Origin of the sequence: Leisingera sp. S132 (assembly GCF_025144465.1) — a bacterium.
Taxonomy (GTDB): domain Bacteria; phylum Pseudomonadota; class Alphaproteobacteria; order Rhodobacterales; family Rhodobacteraceae; genus Leisingera.
This window is the reverse complement of the sequence record NZ_CP083553.1, coordinates 2,956,353-2,976,773: the sequence shown is the minus strand read 5'-3', so window position 1 is coordinate 2,976,773 and position 20,421 is coordinate 2,956,353. Positions and strand designations below refer to the sequence as shown.

The window sequence follows — 20,421 nt, the reverse complement described above, 5'->3', positions numbered from 1 at the left end:
GCCATGAACGCGATGAACATGCCTTCCGTGCCCTTCTACCGTCCCGCAGGCGATGAATGCACCGTCTTTGAGATGGCTCAAGCCAACGGTCTGCCCCTTCTTCTGAAGGGGCCCACCGGCTGCGGCAAGACGCGGTTCGTGGAACATATGGCAGCCCGGCTCGGTCTGCCCCTCCACACCGTTGCCTGCCATGACGACCTGTCAGCTGCCGACCTGATCGGGCGCTACCTGCTGAAGGGCGGCGAAACGGTCTGGGTCGATGGTCCGCTGACCCGCGCGGTGCGCGAGGGCGGCATCTGCTACCTCGACGAGGTGGTAGAGGCGAGGAAGGACGTGGCCGTGGTGCTGCACCCCTTGACCGACGACCGCCGCCGCCTGGTCATCGACCGCACCGGCGAGGAGCTGGCAGCCCCCAAGCCCTTCATGCTGGTCGCGAGCTACAACCCCGGCTACCAGAACATCCTGAAGAAGCTGAAACCCTCGACCCGGCAGCGCTTCCTGTCGATCGGCTTTGATTTCCCGGAAGCGTCCGCCGAAACCGCGGTTGTCGCGTCTGAGAGCGGGCTGGATGAGGACCGCTCTGCCGCGCTGGTGCGGCTGGCGGGCCATATCCGCAAGCTTTCGGGCATGGACCTGGAGGAAGGTGTCTCCACCCGCCTTCTGATCTATGCCGCCACCTTGATTGCCAAGGGCATGGGCGTGGAGCGCGCGGTTGAGGCCGCCATCATCGAACCCCTCAGCGACGAGAGTGATGTGCAGCAGGCGCTGCGCGACCTTGCCGCAAGCGTCTACGGGTGATGCCATGATCCACGCTCTCGACCTTCTGGAACCCGAAGAAACGGTTGGCAACCTGTGGCATGGCATGGCCACACGGATCGGCGCCGCAGAGGACGGGGCCGAACACACCGTCCGGTTCGAGGACATGCGCGCCAGCGTGGCGGCCTTGTTCCGGGCGCTGGGCGGGGCCGGGGGCGTGGAGATTCAGGCGGCGCCCGCGGTGCTGTCGGACCATCGCCCGGACCGGCTGCGCCGTATCGGCACCCCTCGGGAAATGGTGTATACCGCCAGTTTCGACGGCGAGCGCCTGCGCCTGCCGCCGGAAATGGCTGTCTTTCCCAGCCCCGGGCTGAACCGCAAGGCCTACCTGTGGCTGGCCGCGATGGCTGCCTCGGTCGAATTGCCGGGTCACAACGAGGACCGCTATCAGGCTGATCAGCTGGAAATCGCCGCCAATGCCCGCGCCGCGGACAGGGTGTTTGCCGCCTGTCCCGGGCTGCGGTCTGCCTATGGCGCCTTCTGTGCCCATACCGCGGTGACCCGCAAACGCAACGGCCTGCCGCGGTTCGAGGCACGGATCGAGCGGATGGTGCTGGATCAGATCGGCACTGACTGCCGGGTTGCCGAGTCGTGCACTTGCACCGCGCCGCGCGGCTACCGGACGTTTCAGCCGGTGCCATTCTGGCTGCGCTTGGCTGCACCGCAGGCGGGTAGGGGTGCAGCCCCCGCAGCGGATGAGGAAATGAAATCCCCTGGCCTGGCCGTCTCCACCCGCAAGACGGCCAACCGGCAGGACCAGGATCAGACCACCCGCAAGGACAGCTTCATCGTCCACCGGTTCGAATCCATCCTGTCCTGGGCCGAAAGCCTGAACATCAACCGGATGGTGGATGACGACGACAACGAGAACGCCCAGAAAGCGGCGGAGGATCAGGACAACCTCACCCTCTCGCAGCACATGAAGCGCGCGGCGTCAAAGCTGCGGATCTCGTTGGATCTGTCGCCGCAGGATGCCGAGCATGAACGGCTGGCGGGGCAGTTCACCTATCCCGAATGGAATCACCGGCTGGGCAGGCACATGCCTGCCCACACCTGCGTGCTGGAAGCCGAAGGCAAGCCCGCGGACAGCTTCCAGCCCGACCCGCGGCTGGTGTCCCGCGTGCGCCGCCAGTTCGCGCCGCTGCACCCGCGCCGGGTGATGCTGCCGCGGCAGCTGGACGGCGATGAGCTGGATCTGGAAGCGGTGGTGAAATCCCATGTCGATCTGGCCTGCGGCCAGCAGGGCAGCGACCGGGTCTGGCAGGCCAGCCGCCCGATGGCCCGCGACCTGAGCGTGGCGGTGCTGATGGACTGCTCCCGCTCGACTGAGGCCACGGTCGGCGACCGCCCGGTGATCGAGACCGCCCGCGAGTCCCTTGCGGCACTGGCAGGCGGCATTGCCACCGCGGGCGACCGGCTGGGCATCTGGGGGTTCTCCTCCCTGCGCCGCGACCGGGTGTTCCTGACCCGCGCCAAAGGCTTCGAGGATCCGATGTCCGAGGCGGTCACCGCCCGCATCGGCGGCTTCAAACCCGGCCACTACACCCGCCTTGGCGCGGCAATCCGCCATGCCTCTGCCCAGCTGGCCGAGGAGGGGTCCGAACGCCGCCTGCTCCTGGTGCTGACCGATGGCAAGCCCAACGATCTGGACCACTATGAAGGCGTCCACGGCATCGAGGACAGCCGCATGGCGGTGCGCGAGGCGCGTGCCCTGGGCCAGTCGGTGCATGGCGTGGTGATCGACGCCGACGGGCAGGACTGGTTTGCCCGCATCTTCGGGCGCGCCGGCTTCACCCTGCTGCCCGACCCGGACCGGCTGCCGCGCGCGCTGCCGGAAATCTATCAATCCCTGACTATGGAGCACTGAGATGAAACGCATCCTCTCTCATACTCTTCCCTTGTGCCTGCCCCTGCTGGCCCCCTCCAGCGCCTTTGCCGCCGCCTTCGAGCGGCCCATCCCGCAGCCGCAGACCGAAACCGCGGAGTTCTGGTTCCTGATCGGCTCCATCGCCCTGATCGTCAGCCTGGGGTTTGTCCAATACCTGGTGAGCCGGCGATGACACCGCGGCCTTCCTGGCGGCTGCTGGCGGCGCTTTACCCGTTCGGGGCGGGGGCCGCTGCGGTCAACATCTTCTTTGCCTCGCTGATTGCCAGCTGGATCGGCTGGCGGGTGCTGACCCCTTATGAATCGGTGGCCTGTGGGCTGTTGCTGGGCTTGCCCCTGACCTTCGTCTTTGCCCGCCATATCGAGCGGCTGAAGCGGCAGGCGGACGGCGGCTGACCGCTTGTCTTCATGCAGCAAGGCCCTGCAGCGCAGGGCCTTGAACCGTTCGGCATCAGGGGGAAACACAAGTGGCAAGGCGGCTGGTTTAAGGGGGGGAGCCGCCTTGCCGCGGCATCAGCCGGCTGTTGGCAGCAGACCGGCTTCCTCCGCTGCCTTCACCTCAGCCAGATCCGCCTCGCCGTCGGCATTGGCGTCGATGGTTGCAAAGGTTTCCTCTGTCAGGTCGGGAAACGCCGCCTGCAGCTCTTCCAGCGAATAGGTGCCATTGCCGTCGGAATCGGCCTCGGTGATGGCGTCCATTGCCGCCAGCGGTGACGCGGTCAAAGCCGCAAAAGCGGCAGCGGTCAGTGCGAAGGTTTTCATGTGAGACACTCCAGTTAAAGGTTCGGGTCTTCCTGCGGCCGCGGTGTTCCGCGTGCCGTGGCCTAGTGCTAGGCCGGGCCGGAGCCGGCTTCCATGCTGTCGATGAAGGCTGGGTGTTTCAGGCACCTGGCTGCCGGAACGGCCCCGTTTGCCCGGCGCATTGCCGCCTTGAAATTCCGCTGGTCCTTTCTCCGCTCATGCCGCTGGGCCCGCCCTGCAGGTTTTCGCCCGTTCCGGCGTCTCCATGCGGGAGCGCCCCGCCATGACAGGTTCCGCTGAAATCAGCGGAGGCCAAATGGTGTGAATACCTGGTGAGTCGAACGCAGGCCAATCAGCTGCAACTGGAGCCCCGGGGCTGGGGTGCCGCGGGCAAGCCGGGCCAACGCTGTGGCAGACTGTAAGTGAGCTGCTGGCTCAGAGCCTATTGCGAAGGGACTGCAAAGCCGCCGTTCAAGGCGCTGACAGCCAGCTCCGGTGCGCTGTTGCGGGTTGCCATACGCTCCAGGTTGACGATGGTCGACAGCATGATGCGGTCGTGGCTCCAGTCGCTGGGGCGCTGCAGCAGCATCGCGGTGGCCAGCACCACCCCGGCCATCGCCAGTGAAACGACGCCCCAGCCGAGCGAGTTCGGCCCCTGCGGCTGAACCGCGGTCACTGCGATGATGCGCCGTTGCAGCGACGCGCCGCGGCGGGTTTCGCGGCGGTCGACCAGCGCCACCGCAGGGCTGCGGCGCATGAACAGGGCCGGGCCGCGGGCTGCGTGGGCGCAGGCGCGGATCAGGCATTCGCAATAGGCGCGCACATCGAAAGAAGACCGCGCCATCAGCGCCTGATCGCAGGCAAATTCACGCAGCAGCCGCACTTCGCGCCGCCACAGGTAAAAGGCGGGGTTCCAGAACAGCAGCGGGCGCAGCATCTCCAGCAGAAACTCGCATTCGATGTCGCGCTGGCGGAAATGCTGCAGCTCGTGTGCGATGGTCAGGCGCAGGTCGCACGTGTCGTTCAGAAGCGATGAGGGCAGCACCACATAGCGGAGCAGCAGCCCGCGGGTGGAATAGGCCACGCGGATGTCGTCAGACACCATCAGCTGCACGCGGCCGATGCGTTTCCAGACAAAGGCGCCCGCCAGATTCTGGCGCAGCCGGAAGATGGAAACCGCCACATGCGCCAGGCAGATCAGCGCCCCGGCGGCAAAACCCGCGGCAATCATCTGCGCCCAGGCCGGCTGCAGGCTGGTGAGGCCGCGCACCGCATCCTCGCGCAGGCCCAGGGTCGCCTCAAAAGTGCCGGCGCTCATGCTGACATTGCCCTGCAGATACTGGGAAACCAGCATGTCGGAGAAATTCGGCGGGTGGGCGATGACAAAGCGCGTAAAGGCCAGGATCAGCAGCGGCGAGGCCGCCAGCAGCACCGTCATCCCGTTCAACAGCCGCAATTGCGGCCGGTAGGCGCGCCCCAGCGGGCTGCGCGCCAGCGCCCTGCGGGCGGCGAACCACAAGAGGGTGCCCGCCAGCAGCAGGATATTCAGATCAATATAGGCATTCAGCAGAACATCAGCGTTCATTATCCCCCAGCCTTTCCTCCAAGAGCGCCCGCATCTCCTCGAGCATCTCGTCGGTCACATCCTCATCATCGACCAGCCGCGCCACCAATGCGGCGGGCGCGCCGTTGAAAAGCTTGCTCGAAAGGTTTTTCAGAGATGTTTTCTGATACTCTGCCTTGGGAACGGCGGGGCGGTACACCAGGGAGCGGTCCTTGCGCTCGCTGGTCAGGAAGCCCTTCTGTTCCATAATCTTGAGAACTGTGGCCACCGAGGTGTAGGCGCGTTCCTGCATCTTGTTCAGCTCGGCCAGGATATCGCGCACGGTGCCGCCGCCCATGTCCCAGACCACGGTCATGAATTCCAGCTCAACCTCGGTCAGCAGGGAGGTGTCGTGTTTCTTGCGCATCGCCTCGGCAGTCCGGCTCATGTGATCGTTCCAGTCATGCTAGGGGAAGCAGGCTTCCGTGAAAACTATTTTTTTAGAAGATGCGCTGCAGCGGGGCTTTTGTTGTCAAAATATGCGCTGCCGCGCGAGTCTTCTCAGCAGGTTGCGGGGTGATGGCCAGTCTTCGCGATGGTGCCTGGCGCATCCGTTCGGGGTCTTGGCTGAGACGGCCTTGAAGGACGCGTTTGCCTTCAAGGCCTGTCCCGATTTGGTTTGAGGTCGCGGGTCAGACCTTCCAGAAGCAGAAGATGCCCCAGGCAATCGACAGCCCCAGCGGCCACCACAGCGGCATCCCCACCAGTCCCAGCCAGGCCAGGAAGATATAGGAGGTTCCCAGCAGGCTGATGAACAGCCGGTCGCCGCGGGTGGTGGTGAGGCCGAGCACGCCCTTGCGGGCCGCGCCGCCGGGGTGGCGGACTTCAGCGATGATCAGCACGCCGATGGCGCTGAAAATACCGATGAACAGCAGGGCAGTGGGCCAGGTCCAGGCCATCCATGAAAGCATTACACCCTCCCCATCGCGAAACCCTTCGCGATGTAGTTGCGGACGAACCAGATCACGATGGCGCCCGGAATGATTGTCAGTGTTCCCGCAGCTGCCAGCAGCCCCAGTTCATAGCCCGCGCTGGAGGCGGTCTTGGTCATGGTGGCGGCAATCGGCTTGGCGGCAACCGCGGTCAGGGTCTTGGCCAGCAGCAGTTCTACCCAGGAGAACATGAAGCAGAAGAAGGCCGCCACACCCACGCCCGCCTTGATCGACGGCACAAAGATCGTCGCAAAGAAGCGCGGGAAGGAATAACCGTCAACGAATGCGGTCTCGTCCAGCTCCTTGGGCACGCCGCCCATGAAGCCCTCGAGGATCCACACCGCCAGCGGAATGTTGAACAGGCAGTGCGCCAGGGCCACGGCCAGGTGGGTGTCGAACAGTTCCACCGCGGAATAAAGCTGGAAGAACGGCAGCGCGAACACCGCGGCAGGCGCCATCCGGTTGGTCAGCAGCCAGAAGAACAGCTGCTTGTCGCCCAGGAACCGGTAGCGGCTGAAGGCATAGGCCGCCGGCAGCGCCACCGCGATGGAGATCACCGTGTTGATCGACACGTAAAGGATCGAGTTGATGTAGCCCCAGTACCAGCTGGGATCGGTGAAGATGGTCTTGTAGTTGTCCAGCGTGAAGGTCTGCGGGAACAGCGAGAAGCCCGACAAGATTTCATTGGTCGTCTTGAAGCTCATCGCCACCAGCCAGTAGATCGGCAGCATCAGGAACAGGATATAGACGATGGGGACGATGGATCGTTTCTGCATCTGGATCCCTCCCTTAGTTCAGATCGTCCTTGGTCATCAGCGTGTAGAACAGCCAGGAGACCAGGAGCGTGATTGCGAAATAGATGAGCGACATGGCAGCAGCGGGGCCGAGGTCGAACTGGCCAAGCGCGATTTTCACCAGGTCGATCGACAGCAGCGTGGTGGAGTTGCCGGGACCGCCGCCGGTCAGCACGAACGGTTCGGTGTAGATGTTGAAACTGTCCATGAAGCGCAGCAGGATGGCGATGGTCAGCACCGTCTTCATCTTCGGCAGCTGGATGAACCGGAACACCGCCCAGTTGGAGGCGCCGTCGATCTTGGCCGCCTGGTAATAGGCGTCGGGGATCGACACCAGGCCGGCATAGGCAAGCAGCACCACCAGCGAGGTCCAGTGCCAGACGTCCATGGTGACGATGGTCACCCAGGCCGCAACCGGATCCTGCGTCATGTCATAGTTGATGCCCAGCACGTGGTTCAGGAAGTATCCCAAGAGGCCGATGTCGGGCAGGGTAAAGATGTTCCACATCGCGCCGACCACGTTCCACGGGATCAGCATCGGCAGCGCCATCAGCACCAGGCACACCGGCACCCAGAACCCCTTGCGCGGCATCGACAGCGCAATCGCGATGCCCAGCGGCACCTCGATGATCAGGATCAGGAAGGTGAACAGGAACTGGCGGCCAAGCGCCGCGTGGAACCGGTCGGAGCGCAGGATCTGCTGGAACCAGTCCAGGCCCTGCCAGAAGAACACGTTGTCGCCAAAGGTCTCCTGCACCGAATAGTTGACCACTGTCATCATCGGAATGAGCGCGTTGAAGGCGACCAGCGCCAGCACCGGCAGGACAAAGAACCAGGCTTTCTGGTTTTCGGTTTTCATCAGGCTGCTCCTTGTTCGCCGGTGGCATGGGCCGGGGCGGTGGCAAGCCAGCCGTCCACGTAAAGCCGGGTCATGTCCTGGCGGAAGGCCAGATGCACGGCGCTGCCTTTTCCCGGCGCGGCGCCTTCGGTCACGGCGTTGATGCGGCAGCCGCCGGCCTCGCATTCCACCACCGTGTGGCGGCCGATGTCAGAGACCTTGGTGACCGTGGCAGGCAGGCCGTGGTCCGCCAGCGAGACGAACTCCGGGCGGATGCCAATTTCGGTCTGGCCTTCCGCCGCGCCTTGAATGGGACCCTCCAGCATGATCTGCTGGCCTGCAAACACAGCAGTGCCGTGCCGCAGCGCGCAAGGCAGGATGTTCATGCCCGGCGAGCCGATGAAATGGCCGACAAAGGTATGCGCGGGGCGCTCGAACAGTTCCACCGGGGTGCCGATCTGCACCACTTCACCCAGTTGCATCACCACCACCTGGTCGGCGAATGTCAGCGCCTCGGTCTGGTCGTGGGTGACATAGATCATGGTCGCTTTCACCCGCTGGTGCAGCTCCTTCAGCTTGGAGCGCAGCTTCCACTTCAGGTGCGGGTCGATCACGGTCAGCGGCTCGTCGAACATCACCACGTTGACGTCCTCGCGCACCAGGCCGCGGCCCATGGAGATCTTCTGCTTGTTGTCGGGGCTGAGGCCCGCTGCCTTCTGCTCCAGCATCTCGGTGACTTCGAGCATCTCGGCAATCGCCATCACCCGCTTGTGCACGGTGGCCTCGTCCCGGCCGCGGTTGCGCAGGGGGAAGGCCAGGTTATCGTAAACCGTCATGGTGTCGTAGATCACCGGGAACTGGAACACCTGGGCGATGTTGCGCTGGTCCGGGGGCAGGGAGGTGACGTCCTGGCCGTCGAACAGGATCTTGCCCTCGGACGGCACCAGCAGGCCCGAGATGATGTTCAACAGGGTGGATTTACCGCAGCCTGAGGGGCCGAGCAGCGCATAGGCGCCGCCGTCGGTCCAGTCGAGGTCGATTTCCTTCAGCGCGTAATCCGAGTCGGACTTCGGCGTTGAAAGATAGCTGTGGCGCAGTTTGGAGAGAGTTATTTTAGCCATTGATGCCTCACGCCGCGCGGCTGCCGTCGGGGGCAAAGAAATATGCCTGCGCGGGGTCCATGTAGAAGTCGTGCTGCTCACCCACCTGGTAAGGGTGGACGCCGTGGGCCAGCGAGACCCAGCTGCCCGTAGCCGATCCTGTGCCCATGTCGAAATGGGCAGAGCTTTCTGAGCCGGAAAGTTCGGTCACCTGCACCTGGCCCGACAGCTGCACATCGGCGCCGTTGCGGGGCTGCGGCAGCACGTGGTGCGGCCGGATTGCGATGGTGTAGGTGCCATCGGCCAGCCCGGCGGCGGCGCCGGCCAGCTCCCAGGTGACGCCGGCGCCAAGGCGCGCCATGGTGCCCTGCTTGGTGATCTCGGCGGTGTTGATCGGCGGATCGGAGAACACCCGCGCCGCATCGACATTGCCTGGATTGCGGTAGATCTCGGCGGTGGGGCCGAACTGGGTCACCCGGCCGTCGCGCATCAGCGCGGTCTTGCCGCCCAGAAGCAGCGCCTCTTCGGGTTCCGAGGTGGCATAGACCACCACCGCGCCGCGGCCGGCAAACAGTTCGGGCAACTGGTCGCGCAATTCCTCGCGCAGCTTGTAGTCGAGGTTGGCCAGCGGCTCGTCCAGGAACACCGCGCGGCTTTCCTTGGCAATTGCCCGGGCCAGGGCGCAGCGCTGCTGCTGGCCGCCGGACAGCTCATGCGGGCGGCGGTGCAGCATCGGCTTCAGCTGCAGGATCGCCGCGGCTTCCTCGACACGGGCCTCGATTTCCGACTTCGCCATTCCGGCCACCTTCAGCGGCGAGGCGATGTTTTCGAACACCGTCATATGCGGGTAGTTGATGAAGAACTGATGCACCAGGCTGATGTTGCGCTTCTGGGTGCTGAGACGGCTGACATCCTCGCCATCCATCAGCACCTGGCCGCTGGCCATCGGGTCAAGGCCCGCCATCAGTTTAATGAGTGAGGTCTTTCCGGAGCCGGTGGCGCCGAGAAGGACGTTGAAGTGACCGGGTCCCAGCAGCAGGGAGGTTTCCTTGATGTGCTGAATGGCGCCGACGCGCTTGGTCACACCCTTGAGTTCGAGTGCCATCTTGCTTTGACTTTCCGGCAGGCGGCCTGTTTGCGCGCAGTTGCCGGGTCAGGCTTGCGCGCGCGGTATCTTAGGGGAAACGGCCCCGGATGACGGGAAAGGGTCTTCCGGGGCCTGATGCAGCCCGGCCAGATGATGGGGATCGCTGGCCGGACCGGGAGGAGGCCTTAGTTGGTTGCCCAGCGGGCCACCAGCTCGTCATAGTTGACGGTCTGGCCCTGCGGCTTCTCGTTCTCCAGCGGGGCTTTGGCGCCGCCATTGGCGTACCACCACTCCGCGTCTTTCTCTTCGTTCAGGCGCGGGCCGCAGCCGCCATAGACATTCGCCTGCTCGTCTGCACGCTGCATACGGCCCATGGTGATGTCCATTTCCTCGGCCAGACGGTCCATCGCTTCCTGCGGCGTGAAGGCGCCGGAGTTCACGTCACCAATCTGCTGCCACCAGATCTGGGCCAGCTTCGGGTAATCCGGAACGTTGATGCCGGTCGGCGACCATGCCACGCGGTCAGGCGAGCGGTAGAACTCGACCAGACCGCCCAGCTTGGGTGCGCGCTCGGTGAAGCTCTCGTGGCTGACGGAAGAGTCGCGGATGAAGGTCAGGCCAACGTGCGATTTCTTCACGTCCACGGTCTTGGACACCACGAACTGGGCGTAAAGCCAGGCAGCCTGGGCGCGGTCCAGCGGGGTGGACTTGAGGAAGGTCCAGGAGCCCACGTCCTGATAACCGACCTTCTGGCCTTCTTCCCAGTAGGGGCCGTGCGGGCTGGGCGCCATCCGCCACAGCGGGTTGCCTTCGGCGTCAACCGTGTTGTTGCCTTCGGACTGCGGCTTCACCATGTCGGCGGTGAAGGCGGTGTACCAGAAGATCTGCTGCGCCACGTTGCCCTGGGCCAGTGCCGGCAGCGACTGGTAGAAGTCATAGGACGCGGCACCCGGAGGCGCGTATTTGCGCAGCCATTCGTCCCACTTGCGGATCGCATAGACCGCCGCCGGGCCGTTTGCCGCGCCGCCGCGGGTCACGCTGGCACCAGCCGGGTTGCAGGAGCCTTCTTCCATGCGGATGCCCCATTCGTCGATCGGCACGCCGTTCGGCTCACCTTTCGAGCCGGCACCGGCCATCGACAGCCAGGCATCGGTCATCCGCCAGCCAAGGTCCGGCGCGCGCTTGCCGTAATCCATGTGGCCATAGATCGCGGTGCCGTCGATTTCCTTGACCTGCTCGCTGAAGAATTCGGCGATGTCCTCATATGCGGACCAGTTGACCGGGACGCCCAGGTCATAGCCGTACTTTTCCTTGAACGCGGCCTGCAGGTCTTCGCGGTCGAACCAGTCCTTGCGGAACCAGTAGAGGTTCGCGAACTGCTGGTCGGGCAGCTGGTACAGGTCGCCGTCCGGGCCGGTGGTGAACTGGGTGCCCATGAAGTCATCCAGGTCGAGGCCGGGGTTGGTCACGTCCTTGAACTCGCCTGCCATCATGTCGGTCAGGTTGTACGCCAGCTGCAGGCGCGAGTGGGTGCCGATCAGGTCGGAGTCATTGACGTAGCCGTCATAGAGGTTCCGCTTGGTCTGCATCTGGGTCTGCACGGCCTGAACGACCTCGCCTTCACCCAGGATCTGGTGGTTCACCTTGATGCCGGTGATTTCCTCAAACGCTTTGGTCAGCACTTCGGATTCATAGCTATGCGTCGGAATGCCTTCCGACAGCACGTTGATCTCCATGCCTTTGTAAGGTTCCGCGGCCTTGATGAACCACTGCATCTCTGACAGCTGTTCATCCTTGGTCAAAGCCGACGGCTGGAATTCTTCATCAATCCATTTTTTGGCCGCCATTTCGTCGGCATAGCCAATTGATCCCGCAACCACCGCACAAACGGCTGCTGCGGAGAGAAGATACTTACGCATCTCTTCCTCCCTGAAAGTCTCTTGAGGCCAGCTGCGCGTTGGCTGCACCTGACTGGCATAGAGCTTTCATAGGTTGGATTATGTTGTCAAACTAATTTTTTAGTAATAAGTAAGAACTTGAATTTAAAGTGTAATTTCTGATGCCGCAGTGCGGGTGGGCGATGCCGCATTGCGGCATCTGCGGTTGTAACGCACCGGCAGTTTCTCCAAAGGCGGGATCAGAAAAAACAGTCGCCGCGGCTGGGCTTTGCGTCTAAGGAGGGCAGCATGACGCAAGACACCACATTCGAGATCTTCCTGACCGCAGCGCCAGGGCTGGAACAGGCGCTGCTGGCCGAGGCCAGGGAGCTGGGCTTTGCCGCGCCCAAGGCGGTACCGGGCGGGGTCACGGTGCAGGGCAACTGGGCGGAGGTCTGGCGCGCCAACCTGTCGGTGCGCGGCGCGGCGCGGGTGCTGGCGCGGATCGGCGAATTCCGTGCCTTCCACCTGGCTCAGCTCGACAAACGGTCGCGCAAGTTCCCGTGGGGCGATGTGCTGCGCCCGGATGTGCCGCTGAAGGTAGAGGTCTCCACCAACAAGAAATCCAAGATCTACCATGCTGGTGCTGCCGCCCAGCGGGTGGAAAAGGCGATTACTGAGACCCTCGGCGCCCCTGTGACCAAAGACGCGGAGCTGACCGTCAAGCTCAGGATCGAGGACAACCTCTGCGTCTTCAGCGTCGACACCTCGGGTGAGGGGCTGCACAAGCGCGGCCACAAATCCGCTGTCGGCAAGGCGCCGATGCGGGAAAACCTCGCCGCTCTGTTCCTGCGCGAATGCGGCTATGACGGGGCTGAGCCTGTGGTCGATCCGATGTGCGGCTCCGGCACCTTCGTGATCGAGGCGGCAGAGATCGCCAAGGGCCTGCTGCCTGGCCGCAGCCGCAGCTTTGCCTTTGAGCAGCTGGCAACCTTTGATGCGGACGCCTGGGCTGCGCTGAAGCAGCAGGGCGAGGCGCGGGAAACGGACCTGCTGTTTCATGGCTCTGACCGCAACGCGGGCGCCGTGGAGATGGCCGCTGCCAACGCGGACCGGGCGGGCGTGGCCGATTGCACCCGTTTTACCCAGGCTGCGGTCAGCGACCTGCAGCGCCCGGACGGCCCGCCGGGCCTGGTCATCGTCAACCCGCCCTATGGCGCCCGGATCGGCAACAAGAAACTGCTTTATGCCCTTTACGGCGCGTTGGGACAGGTGCTGACGGAGCGGTTCTCCGGCTGGCGCGTGGGTATCGTTACCTCGGAAACCAGCTTGGCCAAGGCAACCAATCTGCCATTCCTGCCGTTTGGTGCGCCAGTCGCACACGGCGGTCTGAAGATCCGCCTGTTCAGGACCGGTCCGCTGCCCTGAACCCGTCCCGGCGCCCCAATTCGTGACGCTTCGTCCCTGTTTCAGTCAAGCGGCCGGCCCGGCTATCCTGCGGGGCGGAGCATAAGGGGAGAGCCATGCAGCAGGCCGAAGATTTCCGCGCAGAGAGCCGCGCCCTGGCAGCCATTCTTGAAGATCTGCCAGAGGCCGAGTTCCACCGCGAAACCCAGTTCAAGGGCTGGACCATCGATCATGTGCTGGGGCACCTGCATCTGTTCAACGCAGCGGCGGAGGCGTCTTTGCAGGGCGAGGCCGCCTTTACCGCCTTCATCGCGCCGGTTCTGCGGGACATGCAGGCGGGCCGCTCCATCCTCGAATGCCAGTTTCCCTGGCTGGATGGTCTCAGCGGCCGGGCCCTGTTTGCGGCCTGGCAGGACGGGGCAGAGCGCTGTGCCGGTGCTTTCGCCGCCGCTGATCCCAAGGCGCGGCTGAAATGGATCGGTCCGGACATGAGCGCGCTCAGTTCCGTGACTGCCCGGCAGATGGAGACCTGGGCGCACGGGCAGGAGGTGTTCGACCTCCTGGGGCATGAGCGGCAGGAGCAGGACCGCATCCGCAACATCGCGCATCTGGGGGTGGCGACCTACGGCTGGAGCTTCCGCAACCGCGGGCTGGACGTGCCGGAGCCTGCGCCCTTTGTCCAGCTGACCGGGCCGTCGGGGGCGGTTTGGGACTGGAATGCTCCGCAGGATGAGAATTTTGTCAAAGGCTCTGCGGTGGAGTTTGCCCAGGTTGTCACCCAGGTGCGCAGCTTTGAGGACACTGGTTTGCTGGTCTCCGGCACTGCTGCCGAATGCTGGCTGCAAATCGCCCAGTGTTTTGCAGGCCCGCCAGAGACTCCGCCGCTGAAGGGAACACGGTACAGGGCCGGCCCGGCAAAACCTTAGGCCGGAAGGGGCAGCGGCACCTCTGGCAGGGGGCTCCCGCCCGGCTTTCCCTTCCTGACGGAAGGCTTCAGCCCGTTGGGCGCGGCGCCCAAGGCTGCCAAGGCCGCCCGGCGCAGCCGGTGGGCCCGCAGGCGCGGGAGTGCGCCGCTGGACCTCCCGGTAACGCTGTGCTGCAGCAGCGGGAGGTACGGGCCTGGCTTACGCCGCGGCCCAGGCCCTGGTCAGCCCTTCCAGCGTCATGCGCTGCGGGTCCGCCACGGTTACGGGCAGTCCCTGGGCGTCCAGCGCGGCGGAATAGACCGCCTGAAGCGGCGCATCGGCAAGCAGAGCCACATTCTGGCCCAGCCAATAGGGCCGGGACGCTGCCAGCTCGGCCCCAAGCAGCAGTCCCCAGAGCCTGCCGCATGCGTCCTCTGCCGGCAGATGCCCCAGCCTGGCCTCTGCCTGGAGGGCAGCCAGCCGTGCCGCCAGCAGTTCGGGCCTGGCGATTCCATCCGCCGCCGCTGCAGCAAGCTCTGCGCTGCCGCAACCGGCTTCGGCGTCCAGTGCCAATGGCTGCATCACCGCTGCCGCGAGCTGGCCGGTCAGCGCGCTTTGGAAGCTGACGGCCTCCCTGGCACTGACCTGAACCCAGTGGGTGACAGTGCCGCCGGGCAGGCAGACCACCCCGTCCCAATCCGGGTTCAGCTGCAAAAATCCGCGCAGCCGGGCTGCAGCGCCTTGTATCAGACCGCACGGCGCGGGCTGGCTCAGTCCCGGCAGGGCATGGACGGTCAGCTCTTCCAGTTCTACCGCTGCCAAGTGCAGTGCGGCAGGTTCCGCCGGCACCTTTTGCGGCGGCACCAGGGAGCTGCCGCCGAGAACCAGGGGGTGCGCCCCGCTGGACCGGACCCGCCGGAGTCCGGCGGCCAGCGAGGCAGGGCTGCGGTCCTGCAGCCTCTGAACCTGGGCCGGACCTGCGGTTCCACCGGTTACAGGCCAAGCGGTCAGTGTTGTTCCGTCCAGATTGGCGGCCAGCCAGCTGGCGCTGCTGCCGGAGGGCTGCGTCATACCCATACGTCCTCTTCTCATTCCGTGCCGCGGGTTATGGCCGTGAATCCGGGATCCGGCAAGTCTGCCGCCAGGCAGAAACGGGCTGCAGAGATGCAAAAGCCCGCGGGAGGCGCGTAACATCCAAGGCGCCCGGCTCCGCGAAGACTTTAAGTACGGCTGTGAACGGCTTTTGCAGGTCCCCATTTCCGGCGAGTTGCCGGCCGCAGGGGCAATTGCATATAAAATAGAAAACCCATTCGCGGAGCATTCAGCTGCATAGCTTTGCCAATTGCCCGGGGGTGCGGCGCAGTTTCGCGGTGCAAGCTTGCAAGACCGGCGCCTTAATCCCGGGATGCAGCGCCCGTTCGGGAAACAATGTGCGAATTTTTCCCCTATCGTTTCCGCATTTTCCGGGTGAAACCCGTCTTTCTGGTGCATTTTGCGGTGAAATGTAAATTTTACGCGCAATTGTCTAAATATGTCCTAATTAGGGCAGAGTGCAGGATTGCACCGCCGCCGTTTATTTTGGGCGGCCGCATGAAAATGACGCGGGCGCGTGGGGGCGCGCCCCGTTTCGAACCAGAAAATCAGTAACGGCATTCTGCGGCCTCAGGTTTGCGGACTGTCTGGGTGAGTTGTGAACGCCCGCCGTTTCAGGCGGCGGCCCGGCCGTGGGGACTGGCTGGAGTGAGGGGATATGGAATGAGAGATGCGGCTTCCGGAGGGGCGGGGCTGTCCTTTGCGCGGGTTGAGGTTGAGGGAAGGCTGGCGTCCAAGGCCGTTGCTTTCCTCCGTCCGCTGCAGATGCAACCGGCCAATGTGAACTCTGCTTTGAACAGTTTTGCGGCGGCGGGACAGGCCGGCTGGAACGCAGAGGCGGGCACGGGCGGCCGCCTTAGAAGCGGCTATCCGGCAAGCGGCAAGCGGATCCTCGATCTGCTGCTGGTGCTGCTGAGCCTGCCGGTCGTCCTTCCCTTGATTGCGGTTTGTGCAGCAGCGCTCTGGCTTGAGGGCGGGCAGCCCTTTTACACCCAGGCCCGGCTGGGCCGCGGCGGTAAGCGGTTCCGCATCCTGAAGCTGCGCACCATGGTGCGCGATGCGGACCGGCTGCTGCAGCATTACCTGGCCACCGATCCGGCCTTGCGCCGGGAATGGGACAAGACCCAGAAACTCAAGAATGATCCCCGGATCACCCGCGTCGGCCGGTTCCTGCGTGCCACCTCATTGGATGAACTGCCGCAATTGTGGAACGTTGCGAAGGGGGAGATGAGCCTGGTCGGTCCGCGCCCGATGATGCCGCAGCAGCTGCCGCTCTACGGCGATGCGCGGGCCTATTTTGCCCTGCGGCCGGGACTAACCGGCGTCTGGCAGGTCTCCGTCCGCAACGAGGGCAGTTTTGCAAGCCGCGCCCGGGCGGATGCGGATTACCGGCGCGGGCTGTCGCTGGCCGGGGACCTGGCGCTGATCTGGCGCACAGCCGGCGTGGTGCTGAAGGGGACAGGATATTAACGCGTTTCCAGTATGCTCTGCCTGCGTCCTGCGCGCCGGCATCAGACTGTTCGGCCATTGCAAGGAGCACGGTTGTGAAGCATTTTGCTGTATCAGGGGCCGCCACTGCCAGCCCGGTGCGCGGCACCCGGATGTTGGAGAAGGATGACGAGGTCGGCATGAGCGAGCAAGGGTTCAAGCGGTTCCGCCGCCGCCGTGCTCCGGCGGAGGCTGCACCCGCGGCATCCGGCGCGCCGCGGCAGCGTCCCCTGGACGCGCCCTCTTCGGCTGGTTCCATTCAACTGCCCGCCGCTTTGCCGGAACCCTGGGAGCGGATCCGGCAGGTTCCCTTCCCGGGAACAGCGGAGCATAAGACGCGGCTGCCGCTGGTCAGCCGGTTCCGCGCTGCGCCCGCCGCCAAATCCTTCGATCTGCTCCGCACCCGGCTGTCGCACACTCTCAGGGCGCGCGGCTGGAAACGGGTTGCCGTGACTGCCCCGGCCGCATGCTGCGGCAGCACCTTCTCAGCGGTCAACCTCGCGCTGAGCCTGGCCCGGGTGCCCGGCAGCCGCACCGTGCTGATGGACATGAACTTCCGCCGCCCGGGAATTGCACGGGCGATGGGGATTGAGGAAACTGCTGATATGGCGGCTTTCCTGTCCGGCGCAGTTCAAATGGAAGACCAGCTGCTGCGCCCGCTGCCATCGCTGGCGGTCGGGCTGAACAGCGCGCTGGACCAGGACGCCGCCGAGATCCTTCATAGCCGGAGCTGCAGCGCAGCCGTGGACGACTTGATGCTGCGCAGCGGCGCGGACACCGTGCTGTTCGATCTGCCTCCGGTGCTGGAACATGACGACACCGCCGCCTTCCTGCCGCAGGTGGACGGCGTGCTGCTGATATCTGACGGCACCAGCACCACCGCGGCGCAACTGGCCGCCTGCGAGAAGATGCTTGCAGGCCAAACGGAGCTGCTGGGGGTGGTTCTGAACCGCGCGCGCAGGTCGGACAGCCCGCTGAACTGAGCGCTGATGCGCCATAGTTTCGCCCGGTTGCTATGGTGTAAAACCGGGAACGGCGGCCTTGTGTGCGGCTTGAACGGATTGGAACGGCCGGGGACCCCGGCGGCATGAGAGCAGACAGATGGGGCCGATCTACTCACTGGGCGATTTTCTCGACATGGTGCGGCGCAGGCTGTTCACCATCGCTTGCGTGTTTGTCTTCGGCTGTCTTGTGTCCCTGTGGTTCGCCGCCAGCCAGCAGCATGAATATGAAACGGCAGAGGTGCTTCAGATCACCCAGCCGCAGATTGCAGGCGAACTTGCCAAATCCACGGTCGAAGGCTCCTCGGCGCGGCGCATGCAGCTGATAGAGCAGCGGCTGATGGCCCGTGGGACATTGCTCGAAATTATCGGGAAATTCGGCCTCTATGCGGACCAGGACTCCCTGACCGAATTGCAGAAAGTGGTGCAGCTGCGGACATCGGTGCAGATCACTGGCGTTGCGGCCGCCCGCGAGGGGTTTGCCGATGACGGCACAATTTCGGTGCTGACCATCACCGCCCGGATGCCCACAGCAGAGCAGGCGCAGCAGGTCGCCAGCGAGTTCGGACGCCGCACGATTGAACTCAGCATGGCGACCCGTATTGACCAGGCCCGGGAAACCCTCAGCTTCTTTGTTCAGAAGGAAGCGGCCCTGGCGGATCAGGTTGCAGCGCTGGAGGATGAGATCGCCGCCTACCGCAACGCAAACGACGTGACCCTGCCCGGAACCATCGAATTCCGCAGGGCTGAAATCGCCGCGATGAACGAGGGCCTTCTGGAAATTGCCCGCGAGCGGATCGAAATCCGCCGCGCTGCCGACCGCGCCCAGTCGACAGAACGCGCCGCCACCGCCCGCCGCCTGCAGGAGGAGGCCGAACAGCAGCTGGCGACGCTGGACGCGCAGGAGGCGCTGCTGACCCAGCGCAAGACCGGGCTGGAGGCCTCCTTGCAGACCACTCCGGAAGTTGAGCGCCAGCTCGGCGCATATGACCGCCGGCTGGAGCAGTTGCAGGGCGAGCTGGCACAGATGACCGCCCGCCGCAACGAGGCCGAGGTTGGCTTCCGGCTGGAGACCAGCCATCAGGCAGAGCGGCTGACGGTGATCGAACCCGCGCCGCTGCCCGACTACCCGGTGACCGGCGCCCGCAAAACCAAGGCGCTGATGGGGGCCGCGGCCAGCGTCATCCTGGCCTTGCTGGCCGCCTTCCTGCAGGAACTGCGCCACCCGGTGCTGCGCACCGCCGCACAGATGGAGCGGGAAACCGGCCTGGTGCCGGTGGTTTCCATCCCGGTGCTGGACACCCGCCCGCCGCGCCGCGGGCTGTTCCGGCGCAAGTCCTAGACGGTATTGGGTTTCTGCCCTTGCGGCGGGCAAGCAATGAGCGCCGCTTCCACCCGCGGCTGTCTTTCGTCTTCCGGTTGCAGTTTAACCTGGTTTGCAGGCTGTGTTTAAGGCGTTCCCAGAGCTGATGCCATCTCCGTGATTTCCGCCCAATGCCAGCTGAGGGCAGCGCCGCCTGCCGCGCCGCTCAGCAGCACATAACCGGCATCATGCAGCGGGTCCCAGACGTGATGCCTGCGCGCCAGCCGCACCAGCACCGGATAGGCCGCCAGCATCGCCAGCCCCAGTGCAGCAATTCCGCCTGCCAGCCCGAACCAGGCCACACCGCCCAGAAACAGACCTGTCTGGAGGCAGGCGCGGGCGGCTGAAAACACAAAGAACCCGCGGCTGTCGCCCGCCGCCAGCGCCGCCTGGTCATAGGTCATGGTGATCACCGCAGGCGCCAGCGCCAGGGCGATCAGCACGATCATCGGCCCGGCCTGCACATAGCGGTCATCATAAAGGAACTGGACCAGCCACGGCCCGGCCCAGGCCATCAGCAGCAGCAATCCCAGGATGGCGCCCGTCAGCCCGCAGCGCAGCTGCCGCTGCCGCCGCAGGTTCTCAGGCGCCTCCCGCGCAGGCTTGTCGCGGTAAACCGGGATCATCAGCCGCTGGTTCACCGCATGGCCCAGAAGCATCGGAAAGCTCGCCAGGAAATAGCCGATGTTGTAGATCCCCAGCACTTCCAGCGGCACGAACTTGCCCAGGATCGCCCGGTCCCCCTGCGAGGTCAGGAACCAGAAGGCGGTGGACAGGAAGATCCACTTGCCGAAATGGATGAGCTCCCGCGCTGCCGCTTGCTCCCAGCGGAACCGGTTGGCCGCCCCCGGCAGGCCGAAGTGGCACAGCACCAGCTTGGCCGCGGCCTGAATGACCCCGCCCAGCACAAGTGCGATCACCGATTGCGTGGCCAGTGCCAGCAGCACCATCGCCGCCAGCCCAATGGCCTGGCCCGCCAGATCCAGCGCCGTGACCCGCCCCGCCAGCAGATGCCGGTGCGCGGTTTCGATCCGGGTCGGGTTGAAGCCGGCAATGGCCAGGCCAGCCCCCGCGATGGGGAGGTAGATCAGCAGCTCCGGCGTGCCATAGAATGCGGCCGCAGGCCAGGCCAGGAGCGCCGTCAGCGCCCACAGGGCAAATCCGCGGATCACCTGAATGGTCCAGGCGGTGTCCAGAAACGCCGGATCGTCGCCGCGCGTGTTCTGGGCAATCGACGGCCCGATGCCCACGTCCGAAAACAGCGACAGACCCACCGTCACCACCGTGACCAGTGCCATCAGGCCAAAGGCCTCGGGAAACAGGATGCGCGTCAGGATCAGGTTGGAGGCCAGCCGCAAGGCCTGGCTGCCGCCATACCCGATCATCAGCCAGGAGGCCGAGCGCAGCACCCGCGCCATCATCCCCTGACCGGCAAAAAGCGAAGCAACCCGCTGCATTCCGGCGCAAATCCCCTAAACCTGTATGCTGCAGG

Annotated in this window: 20 protein-coding genes; 9 read left to right on the top strand and 11 right to left on the bottom strand. The window is 64.8% G+C overall.

Annotated features, from left to right (window positions below; translation table 11 throughout):
• The first annotated feature begins 3 nt into the window (after nt 1-3).
• Genes K3725_RS14740 through K3725_RS14725 form a run of 4 tightly spaced genes read left to right on the top strand, consistent with a single transcriptional unit; the run spans nt 4 to nt 3,097 of the window.
• Nucleotides 4-798: a CbbQ/NirQ/NorQ/GpvN family protein gene (locus K3725_RS14740; RefSeq protein ID WP_008557247.1), complete on the top strand. Its 795-nt coding sequence runs from the start codon at nt 4-6 to the stop codon at nt 796-798.
• 4 nt (nt 799-802) lie between these two features.
• Nucleotides 803-2,683 (top strand): nitric oxide reductase activation protein NorD, encoded by a 1,881-nt coding sequence (locus K3725_RS14735; protein ID WP_260016054.1) that lies wholly within the window; start codon nt 803-805, stop codon nt 2,681-2,683.
• A gap of 1 nt (nt 2,684) precedes the next feature.
• Nucleotides 2,685-2,876 (top strand): hypothetical protein, encoded by a 192-nt coding sequence (locus K3725_RS14730; protein ID WP_260016053.1) that lies wholly within the window; start codon nt 2,685-2,687, stop codon nt 2,874-2,876.
• Nucleotides 2,873-3,097, top strand: coding sequence for an NnrT protein (locus K3725_RS14725; RefSeq protein WP_260016052.1), 225 nt, complete (start codon nt 2,873-2,875; stop codon nt 3,095-3,097). Before K3725_RS14730 ends, K3725_RS14725 begins: the two co-directional genes overlap by 4 nt.
• A 117-nt stretch (nt 3,098-3,214) precedes the next feature.
• Here K3725_RS14725 and K3725_RS14720 read toward each other — a convergent pair whose 3' ends face one another.
• The 9 genes from K3725_RS14720 to K3725_RS14680 form a co-directional block, all read right to left on the bottom strand.
• Nucleotides 3,215-3,463: an EF-hand domain-containing protein gene (locus tag K3725_RS14720; protein ID WP_260016051.1), complete on the bottom strand. Its 249-nt coding sequence runs from the start codon at nt 3,461-3,463 to the stop codon at nt 3,215-3,217.
• Between the two features lie 421 nt (nt 3,464-3,884).
• Entirely contained in the window at nt 3,885-5,027 is a 1,143-nt protein-coding gene (locus K3725_RS14715; protein ID WP_260016050.1) for a M56 family metallopeptidase, read from the bottom strand.
• Complete coding sequence (locus K3725_RS14710) at nt 5,017-5,433, bottom strand: BlaI/MecI/CopY family transcriptional regulator (RefSeq protein ID WP_019298165.1); 417 nt, start codon at nt 5,431-5,433, stop codon at nt 5,017-5,019. Before K3725_RS14710 ends, K3725_RS14715 begins: the two co-directional genes overlap by 11 nt.
• A gap of 244 nt (nt 5,434-5,677) precedes the next feature.
• The gene (locus tag K3725_RS14705; RefSeq protein ID WP_260016049.1) at nt 5,678-5,956 is read right to left on the bottom strand and encodes a DUF2160 domain-containing protein; all 279 of its coding nucleotides are present in this window, start codon (nt 5,954-5,956) and stop codon (nt 5,678-5,680) included.
• Nucleotides 5,956-6,753: a carbohydrate ABC transporter permease gene (locus K3725_RS14700; RefSeq protein ID WP_260016048.1), complete on the bottom strand. Its 798-nt coding sequence runs from the start codon at nt 6,751-6,753 to the stop codon at nt 5,956-5,958. The genes K3725_RS14705 and K3725_RS14700 overlap by 1 nt, the downstream gene beginning before the upstream one ends.
• 13 nt (nt 6,754-6,766) lie before the next feature.
• On the bottom strand, nt 6,767-7,630 hold the full coding sequence (locus tag K3725_RS14695) for a carbohydrate ABC transporter permease (protein ID WP_260016047.1): 864 nt from the start codon (nt 7,628-7,630) through the stop codon (nt 6,767-6,769).
• Nucleotides 7,630-8,730 carry an ABC transporter ATP-binding protein gene (locus K3725_RS14690; RefSeq protein ID WP_260016046.1) on the bottom strand — a complete coding sequence of 367 codons (1,101 nt, stop codon included), beginning with the start codon at nt 8,728-8,730 and terminating at the stop codon, nt 7,630-7,632. Before K3725_RS14690 ends, K3725_RS14695 begins: the two co-directional genes overlap by 1 nt.
• Before the next feature lie 7 nt (nt 8,731-8,737).
• Nucleotides 8,738-9,814 carry an ABC transporter ATP-binding protein gene (locus tag K3725_RS14685; RefSeq protein ID WP_260016045.1) on the bottom strand — a complete coding sequence of 359 codons (1,077 nt, stop codon included), beginning with the start codon at nt 9,812-9,814 and terminating at the stop codon, nt 8,738-8,740.
• Between the two features lie 167 nt (nt 9,815-9,981).
• Entirely contained in the window at nt 9,982-11,715 is a 1,734-nt protein-coding gene (locus K3725_RS14680; RefSeq protein ID WP_260016044.1) for an ABC transporter substrate-binding protein, read from the bottom strand.
• 267 nt (nt 11,716-11,982) lie between these two features.
• Between K3725_RS14680 and K3725_RS14675 the strand changes: the two genes are divergently transcribed.
• Entirely contained in the window at nt 11,983-13,101 is a 1,119-nt protein-coding gene (locus K3725_RS14675) for a class I SAM-dependent RNA methyltransferase (RefSeq protein ID WP_260016043.1), read from the top strand.
• Nucleotides 13,102-13,196: 95 nt separating this feature from the next.
• Nucleotides 13,197-14,006: a TIGR03084 family metal-binding protein gene (locus K3725_RS14670; RefSeq protein WP_260016042.1), complete on the top strand. Its 810-nt coding sequence runs from the start codon at nt 13,197-13,199 to the stop codon at nt 14,004-14,006.
• Between the two features lie 198 nt (nt 14,007-14,204).
• Here K3725_RS14670 and K3725_RS14665 read toward each other — a convergent pair whose 3' ends face one another.
• Nucleotides 14,205-15,056 (bottom strand): 2-dehydro-3-deoxygalactonokinase, encoded by an 852-nt coding sequence (locus K3725_RS14665; protein ID WP_260016041.1) that lies wholly within the window; start codon nt 15,054-15,056, stop codon nt 14,205-14,207.
• Between the two features lie 684 nt (nt 15,057-15,740).
• Between K3725_RS14665 and K3725_RS14660 the strand changes: the two genes are divergently transcribed.
• The 3 genes from K3725_RS14660 (at nt 15,741) to K3725_RS14650 (ending at nt 18,908) form a co-directional block, all read left to right on the top strand.
• Nucleotides 15,741-16,547, top strand: coding sequence for a sugar transferase (locus K3725_RS14660; RefSeq protein WP_260016040.1), 807 nt, complete (start codon nt 15,741-15,743; stop codon nt 16,545-16,547).
• A 74-nt stretch (nt 16,548-16,621) separates the two neighbouring features.
• Nucleotides 16,622-17,548 carry a CpsD/CapB family tyrosine-protein kinase gene (locus tag K3725_RS14655; protein WP_260016039.1) on the top strand — a complete coding sequence of 309 codons (927 nt, stop codon included), beginning with the start codon at nt 16,622-16,624 and terminating at the stop codon, nt 17,546-17,548.
• A 118-nt stretch (nt 17,549-17,666) separates the two neighbouring features.
• Entirely contained in the window at nt 17,667-18,908 is a 1,242-nt protein-coding gene (locus K3725_RS14650; RefSeq protein ID WP_260016038.1) for a DUF874 domain-containing protein, read from the top strand.
• Between the two features lie 107 nt (nt 18,909-19,015).
• On the opposite strand, the gene K3725_RS14645 is transcribed toward K3725_RS14650, so the two are convergent.
• The gene (locus K3725_RS14645) at nt 19,016-20,386 is read right to left on the bottom strand and encodes an oligosaccharide flippase family protein (RefSeq protein ID WP_260016037.1); all 1,371 of its coding nucleotides are present in this window, start codon (nt 20,384-20,386) and stop codon (nt 19,016-19,018) included.
• Nucleotides 20,387-20,421 lie beyond the last annotated feature (35 nt).

Bases quoted from the DNA above. Each gene is read 5' to 3' on its own strand.
- K3725_RS14740 (WP_008557247.1), top strand. From the start codon at position 4: ATGAACGCGATGAACATGCCTTCCGTGCCCTTCTACCGTCCCGCAGGC.
- K3725_RS14735 (WP_260016054.1), top strand. From the start codon at position 803: ATGATCCACGCTCTCGACCTTCTGGAACCCGAAGAAACGGTTGGCAAC.
- K3725_RS14730 (WP_260016053.1), top strand. From the start codon at position 2,685: ATGAAACGCATCCTCTCTCATACTCTTCCCTTGTGCCTGCCCCTGCTG.
- K3725_RS14725 (WP_260016052.1), top strand. From the start codon at position 2,873: ATGACACCGCGGCCTTCCTGGCGGCTGCTGGCGGCGCTTTACCCGTTC.
- K3725_RS14720 (WP_260016051.1), bottom strand. From the start codon at position 3,463: ATGAAAACCTTCGCACTGACCGCTGCCGCTTTTGCGGCTTTGACCGCG.
- K3725_RS14715 (WP_260016050.1), bottom strand. From the start codon at position 5,027: ATGAACGCTGATGTTCTGCTGAATGCCTATATTGATCTGAATATCCTG.
- K3725_RS14710 (WP_019298165.1), bottom strand. From the start codon at position 5,433: ATGAGCCGGACTGCCGAGGCGATGCGCAAGAAACACGACACCTCCCTG.
- K3725_RS14705 (WP_260016049.1), bottom strand. From the start codon at position 5,956: ATGCTTTCATGGATGGCCTGGACCTGGCCCACTGCCCTGCTGTTCATC.
- K3725_RS14700 (WP_260016048.1), bottom strand. From the start codon at position 6,753: ATGCAGAAACGATCCATCGTCCCCATCGTCTATATCCTGTTCCTGATG.
- K3725_RS14695 (WP_260016047.1), bottom strand. From the start codon at position 7,630: ATGAAAACCGAAAACCAGAAAGCCTGGTTCTTTGTCCTGCCGGTGCTG.
- K3725_RS14690 (WP_260016046.1), bottom strand. From the start codon at position 8,730: ATGGCTAAAATAACTCTCTCCAAACTGCGCCACAGCTATCTTTCAACG.
- K3725_RS14685 (WP_260016045.1), bottom strand. From the start codon at position 9,814: ATGGCACTCGAACTCAAGGGTGTGACCAAGCGCGTCGGCGCCATTCAG.
- K3725_RS14680 (WP_260016044.1), bottom strand. From the start codon at position 11,715: ATGCGTAAGTATCTTCTCTCCGCAGCAGCCGTTTGTGCGGTGGTTGCG.
- K3725_RS14675 (WP_260016043.1), top strand. From the start codon at position 11,983: ATGACGCAAGACACCACATTCGAGATCTTCCTGACCGCAGCGCCAGGG.
- K3725_RS14670 (WP_260016042.1), top strand. From the start codon at position 13,197: ATGCAGCAGGCCGAAGATTTCCGCGCAGAGAGCCGCGCCCTGGCAGCC.
- K3725_RS14665 (WP_260016041.1), bottom strand. From the start codon at position 15,056: ATGACGCAGCCCTCCGGCAGCAGCGCCAGCTGGCTGGCCGCCAATCTG.
- K3725_RS14660 (WP_260016040.1), top strand. From the start codon at position 15,741: ATGAGAGATGCGGCTTCCGGAGGGGCGGGGCTGTCCTTTGCGCGGGTT.
- K3725_RS14650 (WP_260016038.1), top strand. From the start codon at position 17,667: ATGGGGCCGATCTACTCACTGGGCGATTTTCTCGACATGGTGCGGCGC.
- K3725_RS14645 (WP_260016037.1), bottom strand. From the start codon at position 20,386: ATGCAGCGGGTTGCTTCGCTTTTTGCCGGTCAGGGGATGATGGCGCGG.